Source organism: Flavobacterium hiemivividum (genome assembly GCF_004349145.1).
Classification (GTDB): domain Bacteria; phylum Bacteroidota; class Bacteroidia; order Flavobacteriales; family Flavobacteriaceae; genus Flavobacterium; species Flavobacterium hiemivividum.
Genome location: NZ_SMFO01000005.1, coordinates 168061 through 187552 on the forward strand (window position 1 = coordinate 168061; position 19492 = coordinate 187552).

Consider the following 19492-nt stretch of genomic DNA (forward strand, 5'->3'; position numbering starts at 1 on the left):
GAAATTGGAGAAAGGGACGAGCATATAATCGGTTCAATACATACAATAAAAAAAAGGCTGTCATAAAGTTTCAACACTTTAGACAGCCTTTTTATATGAATAAAACGAGAAATTATCTTGAATAATTTGGTGCTTCTTTAGTAATTGTAACGTTATGTGGGTGACTTTCGTTGATACCACTAGCGGTAATACGAACAAAACGACCTGTTTCTTGCAAAGTAGGAATGTCTTTAGCACCACAATATCCCATTCCGGCACGAAGACCACCAATGAATTGTAACATACTTTCGTTCAACTCTCCTTTGTAAGGAACGCGTCCCACAATTCCTTCTGGAACTAGTTTCTTAACATCATCTTCTACATCCTGGAAATAACGGTCTTTAGAACCACCTTCCATTGCTTCCACAGAACCCATTCCACGGTATGATTTGAATTTTCTTCCTTCAAAAATAATAGTTTCTCCAGGAGATTCTTTAGTACCAGCAAGAAGTGAACCTAACATCACACAGTCAGCACCTGCAGCAATTGCTTTAGGAATATCACCTGTGTAGCGTATTCCACCATCAGCAATTACAGGAACACCGGTTCCTTTTAATGCTGCTGCAACTTCTAACACTGCCGAGAATTGAGGAAAACCAACACCAGCAACGATACGTGTTGTACAAATTGAACCAGGTCCAATTCCTACTTTCACACCATCAGCACCATTTTCAACTAGGAATTTTGCCGCTTCAGGAGTAGCAATATTACCTACAATAACATCTATTTGAGGGAATTTAGCTTTTACTTCTTTCAATGTGTTCACCACACCTTGAGTATGCCCGTGAGCCGTATCAATGATAATAGCATCAACACCCGCATTTACAAGAGCAGTTGCTCTTTCTACTGCATCACCAGTAACACCAATAGCTGCTGCTACACGCAAACGTCCGAAAACATCTTTGTTAGCAATTGGTTTTTGAGTTAATTTAGTAATATCTCTAAAAGTGATTAAACCTACAAGTTTACCATCTTTACTAATAACGGGAAGTTTCTCAATTTTATGACCTTGTAAAACTACTTCGGCTTGTTCTAATGAAGTTCCTTCGGCAACGGTAACTAAGTTTTCACTTGTCATTACCTCAATAATAGGTCTTGCATTGTTTTTTTCAAAACGCAAATCTCTATTAGTTACGATACCTTTCAAACGGCTTTCTTCATCGATAATTGGAATACCACCAATTCCGTATTCTTTCATCGCATTTTTAGCATCTGCTACTGTAGAAGTAAGAGGTAAAGTAACAGGATCGATAATCATACCTGACTCTGCACGTTTTACTTTACGCACTTTGGCAGCTTGTTGCTCGATTGTCATGTTTTTATGCAAAACACCTATTCCACCTTCTTGAGCCATAGCAATTGCCATAGAACTTTGGGTAACGGTATCCATAGCTGCGGATACAATAGGAACATTAAGCGTTATATTTCTTGAAAATTTTGTTTGGATACTTACCTCGCGAGGAAGCACATTAGAGTAGTTAGGAACTAATAATACATCATCGTACGTTAAACCTTCGCCGATAATCTTGGAGTTATGTGCTATCATGTTGCAATTTGTAGTTGAATTGCGTGCAAATATAACAAATTATTTTAATTTAAAAAAGTGATAGCCAAAGCATGTGAAAAACAGACTTCAATATTCCTAATTTATACTACTCCTCTTACGTACTATTTCAACATTTAGACGGAAAAATTAAAAACAGATTGCATTTTTTTCGAAATGAAAAACAATATTAGTATGGCTCATTACTGTCTTCGAAAATAACGTTAAAACCTAGCTGAAAGGATACACTATTGGCTTTCGCCAAATCCCGATATTCTAATAAATTATCGGCCATCATGTACAAATTGAACTTCCCTATTGTACTTGAAATTCCTAAACCTATATTTTTATATGAAAACGAATCTACAGTATAAGTGGCTTTCATTTGTAATTTATCTAGTACATTCCTACTATAATATCCCGTTAATGCCATTAAAGGAGTTCTAGGAGTTGTCATTACAAACAGCTGTGCTCCTACTGAATTTCTATAACCCGATTCTGTCGAAAGACATTTACAGTCTTCCCCTCCTCTTGAATCATTAAAAGAATATTGATACGAACTATTGATTTTTATAGGCCTCCAAGTGTTGTATCCGTTGTAAATAGTGTCGAGCTGGATAGCATTCCTAAACTGTGTGTAAGCACCTTCAGGATCATCCGTGCCATTAAAATTAGGATTTATCCCTTCATATTTATAGTAGCCTTTATAGGTAAATGTTTCCACATCTTTGCTGTGCTTTACAAATCCTACATCAAGAATACTTGCTGTAAACTGAATATTCTTTTTAGGATAATAAGTAAGTCCTAAATCAAATCCTAAGCCTAGGTCTCCGCCAAACAACGCTTTTTTTCTAAAATCAGCGGCTGCATCACCATCATAATCTTCGGCGATATATTCTGAAATTCCGGAGGTGTTTAATTGCAAGTTGGAAGAAATGACTTGTTCGAAAGCTGTAGTTGTCCCGGGAGCGGTATAGATATATCCCGAATTCTTAGTAGAAGTGGCATTAAAAGAACTCAAATAAATTTTTCCTCTAGCTCCAAGAATTAGTTTTTCAGTTACATTTTTATGATAACCCAAATGCAGCACCGAAAGCATCTCTGTTCGTAGATTTAAATCTCCTAAATTAAATGATTTCCCAATGTAATCTCTGTTTCCTTCTAAAGCTAGTATCGCAATATCCTTTGGCATATACATTAGAAAATCAAACTCCTGATACATTCCAAACGAAACATAACCTTTGTTCTCTAACCAGTCTCCCAGTTTAAATCCGCCATTGAATAACTCTATTTGTTCATTGACAATTAGTTTGTCATTTCGGGAAGATTGATGCACTACATCGAGTAGTTTTTGATTATAATCTACTCCATTATCAGCAAATAAATCATAGGCCGAAAAACCGCTAGAACCAACATTCGCAGAGATTCCAGAAAGTAAAGGAACTCCAAAATAAAATTTATAGCTAACATCAGCACCCGGGTTTGTCATTAAAGACTGCGGAACTGAGGTGAAATTGTACAAGATTTGTTTGTTTTGAGACAAACAAGCAACAGAGAAAAACACCATTAAAAATAGAAGTGTTTTTCTCATTCGATTAAAAAATAAGCAGTTGCACTTGAAGTAAATTTTAAACTCCCCGGACTACTGGTATCCAAAACAGGACCAGCTTTCATAGTTAAAACAAAACTCATTCTTCTAGTACTTTTCAGTAAATCGAGATTGGCATTTTTGAACTCTACTTTACGAGTTACTTCATTTTTCGTTCCAGTATAAACAGGAACATCAAAATGAATATTGAAAAGCGCCTGGTCATTTCGATCCAAAAAAAAGATATCAAAGGTGTAAGACCTGTTAATAGTATTGTTAATTTCAAAAAGGAAGTCGGCTCGTCTTAAATTTTTTCGAAAAAAAGAATCCCGGAAAACATCAAATTCCTGGGCTTCCACAGAAATATTCTGCTCCACTCCATTCTCTATAAATTGATTGGCAGGAATATCAAAAGAGGTAAGGTTGGCAATAAAAACAGGTTCTAACTTAAAATCATTGGCCTGATTAAAATCTAAATCACTGCTACATGAAAAAAATAGCATCGTAACTAGCAATAATCCTATGGTTTTAACCGAGTGGTATTGATTCATACTAAAAGTGTAAGCAACAAAAATAAAGTTTTGGTAGTAATAAACAACGATATTGCTGTTAACTTATCACTACTTTCTTTACTTTTAATACAACTTCATCCTTTAGCAATTTTTAATGAAACTCTCCAAACAAATTAGAAGCTTCATTATAAGCACTCTCAAAACTCAATGGGTTTAGATTTGTATTTACTTTAGTAGCAGTAAAATAAGACAACAACTTCTCTGTAGGCATGTTTCCCGTTAAATCGTCTTTAGCCATAGGACAACCTCCAAAACCTTGAATCGCACCATCATACCGGCGACAACCCGCTTTGTAAGCAGCGTCAATTTTCTCAAACCATTTATCTGGAGTTGTGTGTAAATGAGCCCCAAACTCAATTTCAGGGTATTTAGGAATCAAATTAGAGAACAAATAACTAATTACTTCTGGAGTAGAACTTCCTACAGTATCCGAAAGCGACAAAATCTTCACTCCCATATTTGATAACTTTTCAGTCCAATCACCAACAATTTCTACATTCCAAGGATCACCGTAAGGATTCCCAAAACCCATTGATAAATAAGCAACTACTTCCTTATTTGTTTTATCGGCAATTTCTAGGATTTCTTCCAAAGTCACTAAGGACTCGGCAATAGTTTTGTGGGTATTACGCATCTGAAAATTCTCAGATATTGAGAAAGGATATCCTAAATATTGAATTTCAGCATGCTCAGAAGCCATTTCGGCTCCTCGAGTATTGGCAATAATAGCCAGTAATTTACTTGTTGTTTGTGATAAATCCAATTGCGCCAAAACAGCGGCGGTATCTTGCATTTGCGGAATCGCTTTTGGCGAAACAAAACTCCCAAAATCGATCGAATCAAAACCTACCCTCAATAAAGATTGAATGTAAGCCACTTTTCTTTCGGTGGGAATGAACGGCTTAATACCTTGCATGGCATCACGTGGACATTCTATAATTTTTATTGGCTCCATAGGTTTTCAAAGATAAGAAAACTTGCAAAGTGGCAATAGATTATGATTATAAAATTTTATAGCAAATAAAAATGCGTAATCCTCAGTCGAGAATTACGCATTTTGATAATACTGCAAGCAATCGTTTTTACATGCGACTTAGTATTTTTTTATTTATAGCTTTCACCAAAGCGGGGCCTTCATAAATAAAACCAGTGTACAATTGTACTAAACTGGCACCTGCTTCGAGCTTTTCGATTGCATCATCTGCAGAATGAATTCCTCCCACTCCTATTATTGGAAATGCCTTATTGCTTTTCTGAGACAAAAAACGAATCACTTCAGTAGAACGGCTTGTTAATGGCTTTCCTGACAATCCGCCCATTTCTGTTTTGTTTTCAGATAGCAAACCTTCACGAGAAATAGTTGTATTAGTAGCGATAACACCAGCAATTTTTGTTTGTGCTACGATGTCTATAATGTCTAGTAATTGCTCGTCTGTTAAATCAGGAGCGATTTTTAGTAATATTGGTTTCTGTTTTGGCTTTGCCAAATTCTTATTTTGCAAAGTCTGCAGCAATTGTGTTAATGGCTCTTTGTCTTGCAACGCACGAAGATTAGGCGTGTTTGGCGAACTCACATTCACCACAAAATAATCTACATGATCAAACAAGGCGTCGAAGCAGATTTCATAATCCAAAGTTGCATCTTCATTTGGCGTCAATTTATTTTTCCCGATATTTCCTCCTATTAAAACGTCGGTATTTTCTTTTAGTCGTTCGACCGCTTCTAAAACTCCTCCATTATTAAAACCCATTCGGTTGATAATAGCAGAATCAGCTTTTAAGCGAAACAATCGTTTTTTAGGGTTTCCTTCTTGTCCTTTTGGTGTAAGTGTACCTATTTCTATAAACCCAAAACCAAAATTTGACAATTCTTTGTACAGCTTAGCGTCCTTATCAAAACCAGCGGCAAGTCCGACTGGATTTTTAAATTTTAATCCAAAAACTTCAGTTTCTAATCGCTTGTCATTTACTTCATAAAGTGATTTAAAGATAGCACTAAATCCTGGAATTTTAGATAAAGATCGAATCAAAGAAAAGGTAAAATAGTGTACTTTTTCTGGGTCAAACCAAAAAAGAATGGGACGAATAAATAGTTTATACATGTGTGTTTTGTTGTGTGCTGCAAAAATAGAATTATCTAGCCGATAAATAAATATTTAGCCTTAAAATTTGATCTTCAAATCTATCAAACGACTTTGGGCTATAACAAACCGCGCTGAGAAAGAAAGAATCATTATTTATTTATAAATTAGCCACAGCATTTAATAAATAAAAACATGAAAAATTATTGCAGCTTTCTACTGTTATTTCTGACCATTAGCCTTTTTGCGCAAGCAGAAAAACCAACTCGGATTTACTTAGTACGTCATGCCGAAAAGATGACGAATGATCCAAAAGAAAAAGATCCGTTATTGACTGAATATGGAAACAAAAGAGCCCTTGCACTTGCAAAAAAACTAAAATACAAAACAATAAACAACATTTACAGCACAAATTACAAGCGTACACAAAGCACAGTAATACCTAGCTCCAAGCAGCAAAAAAAAGATATTCAATTGTATGACGCTAAAATTTTAACAGTCGAAGCGGCCAAAATTCTAAAGGAAAATAAAGGAAAAACAGTATTAATTGTAGGCCATTCTAATACCGTTTTAGAAACGATTGAAGCTTTTGGAAGCAAGAGACCAATCCCTTCTATTGATGATCAAGAGTACGATTATCTATTTCTACTTACGATAAATCCTAACGGCGAAACAAAAGTAAAAGTCATGCATTATGGCCAAGCCAATTCCTATAAAGAAGGAGCTCAAATGATGCATTAAAACAATACCATTTTATTAGCACAATTGCTTTTCAAAGTTAGAGTTTTAAACACTCCTTTCTAAATAAACCTTATATTTGTCCTTCATTAAAAAATACAATTATGCAACATATTATAGACCGTTTTATCAGTTATGTTACTGTTGACACAGAGTCAGATCCCAATTCACAAACGACACCAAGTACAGAAAAACAATGGGTTCTTGCCAATCAATTGGTTGAAGAACTAAAAAGCATAGGAATGCAGGATGTGACCATAGATGATAAATCGTATATCATGGCCACACTGCCAAGTAATGTTGATCATGAGGCTCCTACAATTGGGTTTATATCTCATTTTGACACTACTCCTGATTTTACAGGAGCTAATGTAAAACCTCAAATTATTCCAAATTATGATGGTAAAGACATCATTCTAAATGCGGAACAAAATATTGTTTTATCTCCAAATTATTTCAAAGATTTATTACAATACAAGGGACAAACCATAATCACAACTGATGGAACTACTCTTTTAGGTGCTGATGATAAAGCTGGAATTACGGAAATTATGACCGCAATGGAATTCCTAATTAACAATCCAGAAATCAAACACGGAAAGATTAGAGTTGGTTTTACACCTGACGAAGAAATAGGTCGTGGAGCGCATCATTTTGATGTGGAGAAATTTGGTGCGGACTGGGCTTATACGATGGACGGAAGCCAAGTAGGAGAATTAGAATATGAAAATTTTAATGCGGCTTCAGCCAAAATTATTTTTAAAGGAAAAAGTGTACATCCTGGCTATGCCAAAGGAAAGATGATTAACTCCATGTTAATTGCCAATGATTTCATTACTGCACTACCTTCTGATGAAACACCGGAGACCACAAAAGGATACCAAGGTTTTTTCCATGTACATCACTTAACAGGAAGTATCGAGGAAACTGTTTTAGAATTAATAATCAGAGACCACAGTAAGATTAAATTCGAAAAAAGAAAAGAAAAAGTAGAAAAAATTGCCCGCAAAATCAATAAGAAATATGCAAAACAATTTGGTGAAGACATTGCAATAGTTGAGATCAATGATCAATACTACAACATGAAAGAAAAGGTAGTTCCTGTAAAACACATTGTTGATATTGCCGAAAAAGCGATGAAGGAAGTAGGTATCAAACCATTAATCAAACCCATTCGTGGTGGAACTGATGGCTGTCAATTATCATACAAAGGATTGCCTTGTCCAAATATTTTTGCTGGCGGACATAATTTTCACGGTAAATACGAATATGTTCCAGTTGAAAGCATGCAAAAAGCAGTGGACGTTATTGTAAAAATTGCTGAGTTGACCACAATGCCCAACTTTGGCCTAGAAGCAAAGGAAAGCAAAAAGAAAAAGCAAAAATAAATTACTTAATTCTAGAAAAGAGGTTGAATATTCAACACTCATAAAAAAATCTCTTTACTTTAATAAAAAGTCTCAATCTACTGGTTGAGACTTTTTTTTCCTCTATTTCTTATTTACGACGAAGTGCTTCAACTGTTTCGATCCACTTTTAACTGGATTATTCAAAGCTTTGAAAAGAATCTCGTTTTCATAAAAATTCATAAAACATTAACATTATAGAGGACATAAATTCATTATATTTAAGGTCTTACGTAAAGACTATTAAAATAGCCCCTGTCTATTTTTTGTAATAATAATAATATATTTTTAAACTAACACTTGAAATTATGGCTGTAAAAAATGAAAAAGTTGCAGAACAAAACACTACCGCCAAAACTGCGGCAGTTACACCAGTTACAACTAGAAAACCTAGGGCAACGAAGACGACTGCAGCGCCTAATGCTGACAGTGTAAAACCCAATGCAGAGAAAGTAATCAAATCTGAAAATGAAACTGTGGAGAAAACTGATAAAACAGTTGAGGCAGAAGTAGAAAAGAAAAAAGATAAGGCAAAGAAGAAAAAAGAGAAAGAAAAGGCTAAAAAGGCAGATGCTAAAGATAAAGCGAAACAAAAAGCGAAAGCTAAGAAAGCCAAAGCTAAGAAAGAAAAAAAAGACAAGGCTAAAAAGGCCAAAGCAAAAGCTAAGTTGAAGGAAAAAAAAGCAAAAGCGAAAGCAAAAAAGGCGAAAAAAGCTAAGAAGAATAAAAAAAAATGATCACCATAAATCATTAAAAAAGTCCCAATCCGAATATCGGTTGAGACTTTTTTTATTAGTTAAAAAACTAAAATTATTTTTTAGCAAGTGTCGCGCTCATTTCCATAGAAATTGCAGAACGCTCCATTTTTAATTTTCCAGACATTGTTTCAATTACAACTGTAGTATCTGCAAGCTCCGAAACTTTACCGTGAAGTCCACTTTTAGTGATGATTTTATCACCTACTTTTAAAGCTGTTTCGAATTCTTTTTCTTGTTTAGCTTTTTTCTGTTGTGGTCTGATCATAAAGAAATAGATCACTACAAACATTAATAAGAAAGGTGCAAATTGAGTTAATTGTTCCATAATTTTAAATTCTTTTTTTTTATTAGTGTTACATTAAACCGCGACCGGTTTTATTTAATTTTTTACTGACTTCTAGCTCTTTAACTAGATTATCCAGAATTCCGTTGATAAAAATACTACTTTTTGGTGTAGAATACTCTTTCGCAAGTTCTAAATATTCGTTAAGAGTTACTTTTACTGGAATTGAGGGGAATTTTAAAAATTCACAAATTGCCATTTTAAGAATAATAGTATCTACCTCAGCAATTCTATCGCTATCCCAGTTAGGTGTTTTGTTTACAAACTCCTTTGCAAGTTCCACTTCATTCAAAACCGTTTTTCTAAACAAATCTTTAACGAATGCCTTGTCTTCACTGTCCTTATACACTTTTGGCACGGTGAAATTATCATCCATGATAGGTTTCATCGCTTTAAGCTGCTTAATGATTTGAGTGTTTACCAAAGGTATATCATCAATCCAAGTCAGTTTATCGTCCTCTAGGAATTCGTACAATTTTTCATTTGGCACAATAACTTCTGTAAATAAATCTACAATAAGCTGTTTGTCTTCTTCAAATGAAGTTGCTGGATTGCTCATATAATCTGTATAGAACTTACTTGCTTTTATAGCATTAAGCAACAACAAAATATAATCATCATTCAAAGTCCAAGCGTCAACTTTACGCGTTTCCATAGCAATGCTAAGGGAATTGTTTTCGGCTAGTATTTGAAAAATACTGTTTTTAATAAATTTTTCGTTGGGTTTAAGTTCCGCAGCTGTAGCGAGATGTTTCAAACTTGATTTATGTAAAAAAACGGACTCTCTTTTACATATTTCCATTAAGGAAGAAATCATTGTAAGGTATAAATCTTGAATATTGTCGATACTGTAAAAAAGGAATTTCTCTTCTTTTTCTAGATTATCAGAACCGTTTTGATGCATTGCATAAATGGATTGCATGACTTTAACGCGTATGTGTCTTCTATTTACCACCTTGTAAGAACTTTTATTAAATTAGCTGGCAAAAATAAGCATTTCCTTTTTTAAAATAAAATTAAAATGTCAAATAAAGATTTTGCTGATAAATTTGTTTCTTTTATACTAAAAAAGTCACAGTTTTCAAGGTTATATAGAAAACTGTGACTTTTTGATAAATAAAAGAAAAATTACTTCTTACTATTCTCTATTTTTCTTTGATCGATACGATTTTGAGCAATGGTAAGCGCCGCATGATGCGTCGTAATTCCATTGGCAACAGCATAATCAAGAATCTCTAAAGTTGTATTGTAGATATTCTCTGTTTTGCGCATAATTTCCTCTTTACCATAATGCGCTAATTCAGCATAAACATTAATGATTCCACCCGCATTAATCAAGAAATCTGGAGCATATAAAATACCACGTTCCTGCAAAATTGCACCATGAATATCTTCATTTGCTAATTGATTGTTAGCGGCGCCGGCAATTACTTTTGCTTTTATCTTATGAACTGTAGCATCGTTGATCGTTGCTCCCATCGCACAAGGCGCATAAATATCTACATCGGCTGTATATAAATCAGCTCCTGTGTAAATAGTAGCATTATACTTCGTTCCTACTTCAAACAATTTTTCTTCATTGATATCAGCGATGGTAACAATCGCTCCTTCCTTAGTTAAATAATCTACTAAAGTTTCCCCAACGTGACCAATACCTTGAACCAATACTTTCTTTCCTGTAAGCACATCTGACCCAAACTTATGTTTGGCAGCTGCTTTCATTCCCATGTACACTCCATAAGCAGTTACAGGCGATGGATTACCAGCCCCACCTCTTTCCTCAGAAATTCCCGTAACATAGGGCGTAACATCGCGTACGATATCCATATCTCTAGTTTCCATTCCTACATCTTCGGCAGTAATGTATCTTCCGCTTAAACCATGTACAAATTCACCAAACTTGCGCATCAATTCAGGTGTTTTCTGAGTTTTGGCATCGCCTATAATAACGGCTTTTCCTCCTCCAATATTCAGTCCTGTAATCGCTGCTTTAAAAGTCATTCCACGAGAAAGACGCAAAACATCATTCAGCGCTTCCCACTCATTAGCATAATTAAACATTCTAGTTCCTCCTAAAGCAGGTCCCATAACCGAATTATGAATACCAATAATTGCTTTTAAACCTGTATCTTTGTCGTTGCAAAAAACAATCTGTTCGTGATCATCAAATGATAATTGTCCAAAAACGGGATCCATTTTTTGAAGTTCCTTTCCTGTTGTGAAAGTTGCATCCATAGTATTAATTTTTAAAGTAGTGAAATTATGAATTTGTCAAAAAAGACAAGTCAAAATTACATAAAAAATAAATATCTATATATATTTTTAATAAAATTTAATTATTTAGCAATATTATCATAAAAACATATTTAGCTAAATTATTAAATATTTAAAAAAAATCATAAAAACAAAACAAAACCAATACAGAATATCTTAAAATAATGAAAGAGTTACTCTATTTAAACAAATATTTCGTCAAATATAAATACCGTTTTTTACTAGGTATTGCCTTCACAATTATCGCACAAATATTCATGCTGTTCACACCCAAGTTGATTAGCAGCTCATTTAAAGCAATTGAAGAATTTGCTAAAGACTCTAGCATTCCTTCATCAGTTATTAGAGAAGAATTGCTATCGAATATTCTATTAATCGTAGCCACAACAATAATTGCGGGTTTTCTGACTTTCTTGATGAGACAAACGCTAATTGTGATGTCTCGTCATATCGAATTTGATTTAAAAAATGAGGTTTTTAGACAGTATGAAAACCTATCTCAGAATTTCTATAAAAAGAATCGTACTGGTGATTTAATGAATCGAATCAGCGAGGATGTTTCAAAGGTGAGAATGTATGTGGGTCCCGCGGTAATGTATTCGATAAATACGCTTATCCGTTTTGCAATTGTTACTATATACATGTACAATGTTTCTCCGCTCCTAACATTATACACCATCCTCCCCTTGCCCATTTTGTCTTATGGTATTTTTAAATTAAGTACAGAAATAAACAAAAGAAGTACCGTTTTTCAGCAATATTTATCGAAGGTATCTAGTTTCTCCCAAGAAATTTTTTCAGGTATTCGAGTGATAAAAGCCTATTCATTAGAAGAGCAACACCAGAACAATATGGTTTTGCTGGCAAAGGAAAGTAAAATTAAAAGTTTGAATTTAGCCAAAGTCCAGTCCTTATTTGGACCACTTATGCTTGCTCTTATTGGAATCAGTAACTTGGTTGTAATCTACTTTGGTGGATTAATGTATATTGATGGAACAATTAAAAGCATTGGTACGATCGCTGAGTTTATTTTGTACGTCAACATGCTTACTTGGCCCGTAGCTTCATTAGGATGGATTTCGTCAATGGTTCAAGAAGCAGAAGCTTCGCAAAAGCGTTTGAATGAATTCCTAAAAATCGAACCAGAGATAAAAAATAACAATCCAAAACATTCGATTATAAATGGCTCGATTTCATTCGAAAATGTAAGCTACACCTATGAAGACAGTAATATAACCGCACTTAAAGACATTTCGTTCACGGTTAAAAAAGGAGAAACTTTAGCAATACTTGGAAAAACTGGCTCTGGAAAATCAACTATTTTATCATTGATTTCGCGTCTATACGATGCGACTGACGGGAAAGTTAAAATTGACAATCAAGAGATAAGTATTTTAAACCTTAATGATTTGCGTAACAGCATCGGGATAGTTCCACAAGATGCCTTTCTGTTTTCAGATTCTATTAAGAACAATATCAAGTTTGGTAAAGAAGATGCTACTGATGAAGAAGTACAAACAGCTGCCAAAAGTGCTGTGGTACATGATAATATCATGGGTTTCAACAAAAAATATGATACCGTTCTGGGCGAACGTGGGATTACACTTTCAGGAGGACAAAAACAAAGGGTTTCCATTGCTAGAGCGATCATTAAAAACCCGCCAATTTTGCTTTTTGACGACTGTTTATCAGCTGTTGACACTGAAACTGAAGAAACAATCCTGAATAATCTAAACACAATATGCAAGGATAAAACAACCATTATTGTAAGTCATAGGGTTTCATCGGCCAAAAATGCACATAAGATTATAATTATAGAGGATGGTAAAATCATTCAACAAGGATCTCATAACCAGTTAGTAAATCAAGAAGGCTATTATGCCTCATTATATTTAAAACAACTTTCAGAAAAAGAATTGCAGTAATTGTTGTTTAATAAATATATTTTTATGATTTTTGGTTACGATTTAACAACCATAAATTGAGAAAAAGGATTATGAGAGAAAATGATATGTTAGAAAAAGAAGAGATCTTTTCTAAAGTTTTACGTGCTGGGAGAAGAACCTATTTCTTTGATGTGAGAGCTACAAAAGCTGATGATTATTACATTACAATTACCGAGAGTAAAAAATTTACTGAAGAAGACGGATCGTTTCACTTCAAAAAGCATAAAATATATTTGTATAAAGAAGATTTTGCCTCTTTCGCAGAAATTCTTGGAGATATGACCTCTTACGTTTTGAACCACAAAGGCGAAGAAGTAATTTCAGAGAGACATCAGAAAGATTTCAAAAAAGAATATGTTACTGAAAAAGCAACCGCTGATGAAGCTTTGCCAAACATATCAACTTTTACAGATATTGATTTTGATGACATTTAATTTTTTATTCTAAATTAAATATATTTACTTAAGCAAGAAGTCCAAAAATCAAATGGTTTTTGGACTTTTTACATTTTTACGAAAAACCAATTTCAACTAAAAACACAACAGATGCAGGAGATTTTCATGAAATACACAGATAAATACGCTGAATTTATTATCCCATGGCTGTTAACAAGCGGACTAAAAATCGTTTTTATCATTATAGGTTCTTTAATTCTAAACAAGGTTATTATAACCTTTATCGAAAAAGCGGTAAGACTTGCTGTTAGACCTGATGGAATTTCGTCCAAAGATGCCGAAGAAAAAAGAGAAAATACACTAATTCAAATATTTACTACTACTTCTACAATTGTTCTGATAACTATCGTTGGTTTGATGATACTTCAAGAATTTGGAGTAGAAATCGCTCCCATTTTGGCAGCAGCCGGAATTGTCGGACTCGCCTTTGGTTTTGGAGGACAATATCTTATCAGGGATATTATTTCGGGTCTTTTTATTATCCTCGAAAATCAATATCGCGTTGGTGATGTAGTTAATTTTGACAATGCTGGTGGAACCGTTCAAGAGATCAGTCTGAGAAAAACAACATTAAGAGATTTAGACGGAACTGTTCACCACATTCCTCACGGAGAAATTAAGAAAGTCTCCAATCTTTCCAAGGATTTCTCTCGTATTAACTTAGATATTGGCGTAGGTTATTCATCTAATTTGGAGCATGTAATTGGAGTGATAAACAAAGTGGGGACAGAATTAGCCGCTGATCCGTTATGGAAAAGTAACATTATCCTTGCTCCTCAATTTTTACGTGTGAATGACTTTGCCAACTCTTCCATCATGCTTAAAATATTAGGAGAGACACTACCAAGTAAACAATGGGAAGTCACTGGTGAATTGCGCAAAAGGCTAAAAGTTGCCTTTGATAATGAAGGAATAGAAATTCCGTTTCCGCAAGTGGTAATGCATAAACCTCAAGAAGCTCAAGAAAACCCCGCTAAAGCGGAAACAAACAAAATTCAAAAATCAAATTAGTATTCATTTCTGGCTTATTTTTTACGAAAGCAAATACAAGCATTATTTTAAATGTCTGAAAGTCATATGATTTTCAGACTTTTTATTTACATTTATAGTGAATGATCTTCAATCGCCACTATTTTGAGAAACATCAGCCGCACGGTCTGGATTTTGTCTTTGATAAGCCTGTTTACTGATACGGCTAGCGAAATGTTATATCCTATCATGCCCATTTACTTAAAGTCGATTGGTTTCTCCATTGTACTTATTGGAATCCTTGAAGGTGTTGCCGAAGCTACTGCGGGATTGAGCAAAGGATATTTCGGAAAGCGTTCTGATGTGACTGGCAAAAGAGTTCCGTATGTACAATTGGGTTATGCGTTTAGCGCCATTTCAAAACCTATGATGGCAGTATTCGTTTATCCGCTTTGGATTTTCTTTGCAAGAACCATCGACCGTTTTGGAAAAGGAATCCGTACGGGAGCGAGAGACGCCATCCTTTCGGACGAAGCCACTGCACAAACCAAAGGAAAAATATTCGGTTTTCATCGTTCTATGGATACATTGGGCGCGGTCTTAGGCCCGTCATTAGCCTTGCTCTTCCTCTATTTTTATCCCGAGAATTATATTGCTTTATTTTACCTCGCTTTTATTCCAGGACTTTTAGCTATAACCGCTACCTTTTTATTAAAGGAAAAACAAAGAACAGTTACTACAGATAAAAAAGCAACCCCTTTCTTCTCTTTTCTGAACTATTGGAAAGTAAGCCCACCGATGTATCGCAAAGTCGTAATCGGACTTTTAGCTTTTACTTTATTTAATAGCTCTGATGTTTTCCTACTGCTTAAAGCGAAAGAATCTGGACTAAGTGACACAATGGTTATAGGGATTTATATTTTTTACAATCTCGTTTATGCCTTATTTGCATTTCCTATCGGAATGTTGGCTGATAAAATCGGCTTAAAAAAAATGCTGATTTTCGGAATTAGTATCTTCTCGATTGTATATTTTGGGATGGGATTCAATCAAAATTTTTATGTTTTCGCTGGACTTTTTGCACTTTATGGAATCTATGCTGCGGCTACGGAAGGCATTTCTAAAGCGTGGATTAGCAATATTTCAAATGAAAAAGATACCGCAACCGCTATTGGAACTTACTCTGCTTTTCAAAGTTTTTTTGCCATGCTCGCCAGTTCAATGACAGGATTGATATGGTTTCAGTTTGGCGCAAATAATGCTTTCATTGTAACCGCTATCGCTAGTGTGCTAATTGGTTTGTATTTTATTTTTATGACCACCGAAAAGACATAACTACAGTACTTAATTTCTAATAACATTTTTTCATCTAATAAATCACTGCATACGATACTCTTACTGCTACTAAATACCTTATATTTGAGTAGTGTTTTCATTCTCAAAATTATGTCAATAAAAATTAATATTCCCGAAAATATAATAGGCTTGACTGATCCTGAAGTTCAAACTTCAAGAGGGAAATTTGGTAAGAATAAACAAATTAACAAACAAAAACACAAATGGTGGCTAGGCCTTTTTGACTTGTTCAAAGAGCCCATGTTGCTATTATTGATAGCCGTAGCAATCATTTATTTTATATTAGGACAAAATAACGAAGCTTACTTTATGCTGGCCGCAATAGTTGCGGTTTCTGGAATTTCTTTCTATCAGGACAACCGCAGCAGGATTGCGATGGAAAGTTTAGAAAAGTTAAATGAACCACTAACTACCGTCTTTCGAAATGGGGAATCTACAAGAATTCCCACTGCTGAAATTGTCATCGATGATTTGGTAATTGCTCAGGAAGGAAACACGATTAATGCAGATGGCGAAATTATACACAGCAATGATTTTTCAGTTAATGAATCGCTACTAACAGGCGAACCTTACGCTGTTTTTAAATCAGAAAAAACGGAACTAAAATCTGTTTTCAGTGGCACCTTGGTTGCCTCTGGCTTAGCTGTTTACCGAGTAACTAAAATTGGTTTTAATACAGAAGTTGGAAAATTAGGGAGCTCCTTACAAAACATCAAAGATACACCTACCCCATTACAAGTTCAAATTCAAAAATTTGTAAAAGTAATGGCCATTATGGGTATTGCTGTTTTTTTATTAGTTTGGGGTGTCTATTTTTGGAAAACACAGAACCTATTGACCAGTTTATTAAAAGGACTGACCCTAGCGATGTCCATTCTTCCCGAAGAAATCCCAGTAGCGTTCACAACTTTTATGGCCTTGGGATCTTGGCGATTAATGAAAGAAGGAGTTATTGTCAAAAAAATCAGAACGGTAGAAACCTTAGGAAGCGCGACGATTATTTGTACGGATAAAACAGGAACGCTGACAGAGAATAAAATGAGTCTGCAGTCTGTGTACGCTTTTAGCAGCAATAAATTATACGAAAAAGAACAATGGAATATAGAAGAGGCTAAAAAAGTCATTGAAATTGCAATGTGGGCCAGCGAACCTGTGCCTTTTGATCCTATGGAAAAAACCTTGCATAAGGAGTATGAGAAAACCACCAATAATGACGCCCGCAGACAGTTTTCCATGGTGCATGAATATCCACTTGATGGAAAACCACCTATGATGACGCACGTTTTTGAGAATGAGGAAGGCAAACGTATTATTGCCGCCAAAGGTGGACCCGAAACGATTATAAAAGTATCCAACCTGACGACAGAGCAACAAAAGCAAATCCATGATATAATAATTACATTAGCATCAAAAGGGTATCGAATTCTTGGTGTCGGTTATTCAGATTATGCTGGAAACAGTTATCCGAAAGACCAACAGGAATTACCCTTTCATTTCGTGGGCTTGGTGGTTTTTTATGATCCTCCAAAAGCAAACATACAGAGTGTGATTCAACAATTTTATGAAGCGGGTATACAGGTAAAAGTTATAACAGGAGATAACGCGTTAACCACAAAAGCCATTGCTGAAAAAGCAGGAATTAAAAACTCTGATAGCGTGATGGAAGGTGAAGAGTTCATGAAATTGAACGAAGTCGAAATGCTAAAAGCCATTCACGGCACAACGCTTTTAACCCGTATGTTTCCCGAAGCTAAACTTGCCGTAGTGAATGCCTTAAAAAAAGACAATCAAGTGGTGGCCATGGTGGGCGATGGTGTAAATGATGGCCCAGCCTTAAAAGCTTCAAATATAGGTATCGCCATGGGAAAAAAGGGAACTGAAATCGCAAAAGATGCAGCAGATCTAATTTTGATTGATGATGATTTATCAAAAATGATCCTTGCCGTAGCGGCCGGACGCCGCATTTATTCCAATCTCAAAAAAGCGGTGCGCTACATTGTTTCCATTCATATTCCAATCATATTAGCGGTATCCCTACCCTTATTTTTAGGATGGGTCTATCCCGATATTTTCACGCCCGTTCATGTCATTTTCTTAGAACTAGTAATGGGCCCCATGTGTTCTATCGTGTACGAAAATGAACCTGCCGAAAAAAACAGTATGCAAGAAGTCCCAAGACCTACCGGCAGTACATTCTTATCGTTAAAAGAACTTGGAATTAGCATTATCCAAGGAATTGGGATTACGATAGGAATTTTATTTGTGTACCAATGGACCGTACAAAATGGAGGTAACGAACAACTGACAAGGACAATGGTATTTACCACTTTAGTTTTTTCGAATGTAATTCTATCTTTAGTAAATCGTTCGTTTTACTTTTCTATTTTTACTTCCTTGAAAAATAAAAACAGCATGATGGTGATTACCAATTCACTAACCTTGATTTTCCTAGCCCTTATCGTATATATAAATCCAATCGCCCGTTTCTTTGACGTTATTCCATTAGCACTATATCAAATCGCGATTTGCATTACTGTAAGTGGAGTTTCAGTACTTTGGATTGAAATTTGGAAATGGAACAAGCGAAACAACAACTCAAAACCCAACGAAATAAAAAAATTATGAAAGATCCAATCGTATCTGTAGCCTGGCTTCAAAAAAACATTCAAGATCCTGAATTAATTATTCTAGATACTTTTATCGATATGCCTTCAGAGGATCACCAGATAAAAGGTGCCCGAACTTTCGATATTAAAAATAATTTTAGTGATACTAATAATCCGCTACCCAATACAATCCCAGATCCAGAAGCTTTCGCTACAGCTTGCCGTGCCCTCGGAATTAACAACAACAGTAAAATTGTAGTTTATGACACTAAAGGGATTTATTCGAGCCCTAGAGCGTGGTGGCTTTTTAAAGTCATGGGGCACGAAAAAGTTTGGGTGCTCGACGGCGGATTACCTGAGTGGCTAAATGAAGGTCATCCTACTGAAAAAAGAGAGCCGCAATCGTATTCAATAGGAAATTTTACTGCAAATTTTCAACCTCAGCTGGTTAAAACCAAGGAACAAATTTTAGAAAACATAGATGCTAAAGAAGCCTTGCTTGTCGATGCCCGATCCACAGATCGTTTTCATGGTGAAACGGAAGAACCTAGAGTAGGATTGAGAAGCGGGCATATACCTGGCTCGATCAATATCCCTTTTACCCAGCTACTTAAAGACGGAAAATATTTGCCCAAAGAAGAATTAAAAAAAATACTCCAACCGCAAGACAAACCACTATTGTTTACTTGTGGATCTGGTGTGACGGCTTGTATTGATTTGATTGCTTACGAACTAATTTCAGATAATCCTAAAGCAATCTATGATGGTTCTTGGACAGAATGGGGACAAGACCTAAATTTGCCTTTTGAAAAATAAAA

At 35.1% G+C, this 19492-nt stretch carries 17 protein-coding genes; 9 read left to right on the plus strand and 8 right to left on the minus strand.

All coding sequences use genetic code 11. The features are described from left to right. Window positions 1-112: 112 nt before the first annotated feature. From guaB to E0F98_RS09270, 5 genes are all read right to left on the minus strand, one after another. The gene (gene guaB / locus E0F98_RS09250) at window positions 113-1585 is read right to left on the minus strand and encodes an IMP dehydrogenase (protein ID WP_132110724.1); all 1473 of its coding nucleotides are present in this window, start codon (window positions 1583-1585) and stop codon (window positions 113-115) included. Between the two features lie 187 nt (window positions 1586-1772). Next, complete coding sequence (locus tag E0F98_RS09255; RefSeq protein WP_132110726.1) at window positions 1773-3173, minus strand: DUF5723 family protein; 1401 nt, start codon at window positions 3171-3173, stop codon at window positions 1773-1775. Further along, complete coding sequence (locus E0F98_RS09260) at window positions 3170-3721, minus strand: hypothetical protein (RefSeq protein WP_132110728.1); 552 nt, start codon at window positions 3719-3721, stop codon at window positions 3170-3172. The genes E0F98_RS09255 and E0F98_RS09260 overlap by 4 nt, the downstream gene beginning before the upstream one ends. 112 nt (window positions 3722-3833) lie before the next feature. Beyond that, the gene (locus tag E0F98_RS09265; protein WP_132110730.1) at window positions 3834-4697 is read right to left on the minus strand and encodes a hydroxymethylglutaryl-CoA lyase; all 864 of its coding nucleotides are present in this window, start codon (window positions 4695-4697) and stop codon (window positions 3834-3836) included. Between the two features lie 127 nt (window positions 4698-4824). Next, window positions 4825-5844: a quinone-dependent dihydroorotate dehydrogenase gene (locus tag E0F98_RS09270; RefSeq protein ID WP_132110732.1), complete on the minus strand. Its 1020-nt coding sequence runs from the start codon at window positions 5842-5844 to the stop codon at window positions 4825-4827. Window positions 5845-6018: 174 nt separating this feature from the next. Between E0F98_RS09270 and E0F98_RS09275 the strand changes: the two genes are divergently transcribed. From E0F98_RS09275 to E0F98_RS09285, 3 genes are all read left to right on the plus strand, one after another. Next, window positions 6019-6564 carry a phosphoglycerate mutase family protein gene (locus E0F98_RS09275; protein WP_132110734.1) on the plus strand — a complete coding sequence of 182 codons (546 nt, stop codon included), beginning with the start codon at window positions 6019-6021 and terminating at the stop codon, window positions 6562-6564. Window positions 6565-6665: 101 nt separating this feature from the next. Further along, window positions 6666-7949: a peptidase T gene (gene pepT / locus E0F98_RS09280; protein WP_132110736.1), complete on the plus strand. Its 1284-nt coding sequence runs from the start codon at window positions 6666-6668 to the stop codon at window positions 7947-7949. Between the two features lie 326 nt (window positions 7950-8275). Further along, the gene (locus tag E0F98_RS09285) at window positions 8276-8704 is read left to right on the plus strand and encodes a hypothetical protein (RefSeq protein ID WP_132110738.1); all 429 of its coding nucleotides are present in this window, start codon (window positions 8276-8278) and stop codon (window positions 8702-8704) included. Between the two features lie 73 nt (window positions 8705-8777). Here the strand turns inward: E0F98_RS09285 and yajC are convergent, their stop codons facing one another. The 3 genes from yajC to E0F98_RS09300 all read right to left on the minus strand — a co-directional run bounded on the left by yajC (window position 8778) and on the right by E0F98_RS09300 (window position 11303). Continuing rightward, complete coding sequence (yajC, locus tag E0F98_RS09290; RefSeq protein WP_132110740.1) at window positions 8778-9050, minus strand: preprotein translocase subunit YajC; 273 nt, start codon at window positions 9048-9050, stop codon at window positions 8778-8780. A gap of 28 nt (window positions 9051-9078) precedes the next feature. Further along, complete coding sequence (nusB, locus tag E0F98_RS09295) at window positions 9079-9990, minus strand: transcription antitermination factor NusB (RefSeq protein ID WP_132110742.1); 912 nt, start codon at window positions 9988-9990, stop codon at window positions 9079-9081. Window positions 9991-10196: 206 nt separating this feature from the next. Then, window positions 10197-11303 carry a Glu/Leu/Phe/Val family dehydrogenase gene (locus E0F98_RS09300; RefSeq protein WP_132110744.1) on the minus strand — a complete coding sequence of 369 codons (1107 nt, stop codon included), beginning with the start codon at window positions 11301-11303 and terminating at the stop codon, window positions 10197-10199. Window positions 11304-11506: 203 nt separating this feature from the next. Here E0F98_RS09300 and E0F98_RS09305 point away from each other — a divergent pair, with 203 nt between their 5' ends. From E0F98_RS09305 to E0F98_RS09330, 6 genes are all read left to right on the plus strand, one after another. Next, window positions 11507-13267, plus strand: coding sequence for an ABC transporter ATP-binding protein (locus tag E0F98_RS09305; protein WP_132110746.1), 1761 nt, complete (start codon window positions 11507-11509; stop codon window positions 13265-13267). A gap of 71 nt (window positions 13268-13338) precedes the next feature. Continuing rightward, window positions 13339-13722, plus strand: coding sequence for a PUR family DNA/RNA-binding protein (locus E0F98_RS09310; protein WP_132110832.1), 384 nt, complete (start codon window positions 13339-13341; stop codon window positions 13720-13722). Window positions 13723-13833: 111 nt separating this feature from the next. Then, window positions 13834-14754 (plus strand): mechanosensitive ion channel family protein, encoded by a 921-nt coding sequence (locus E0F98_RS09315; RefSeq protein ID WP_132110748.1) that lies wholly within the window; start codon window positions 13834-13836, stop codon window positions 14752-14754. A gap of 123 nt (window positions 14755-14877) precedes the next feature. Beyond that, window positions 14878-16047, plus strand: a complete 1170-nt coding sequence (locus tag E0F98_RS09320) for an MFS transporter (RefSeq protein WP_132110750.1) — start codon at window positions 14878-14880, stop codon at window positions 16045-16047. A 111-nt stretch (window positions 16048-16158) separates the two neighbouring features. Continuing rightward, the gene (locus tag E0F98_RS09325) at window positions 16159-18693 is read left to right on the plus strand and encodes a cation-translocating P-type ATPase (RefSeq protein ID WP_132110752.1); all 2535 of its coding nucleotides are present in this window, start codon (window positions 16159-16161) and stop codon (window positions 18691-18693) included. Next, entirely contained in the window at window positions 18690-19490 is an 801-nt protein-coding gene (locus E0F98_RS09330; RefSeq protein ID WP_132110754.1) for a sulfurtransferase, read from the plus strand. Before E0F98_RS09325 ends, E0F98_RS09330 begins: the two co-directional genes overlap by 4 nt. Window positions 19491-19492: the final 2 nt, after the last annotated feature.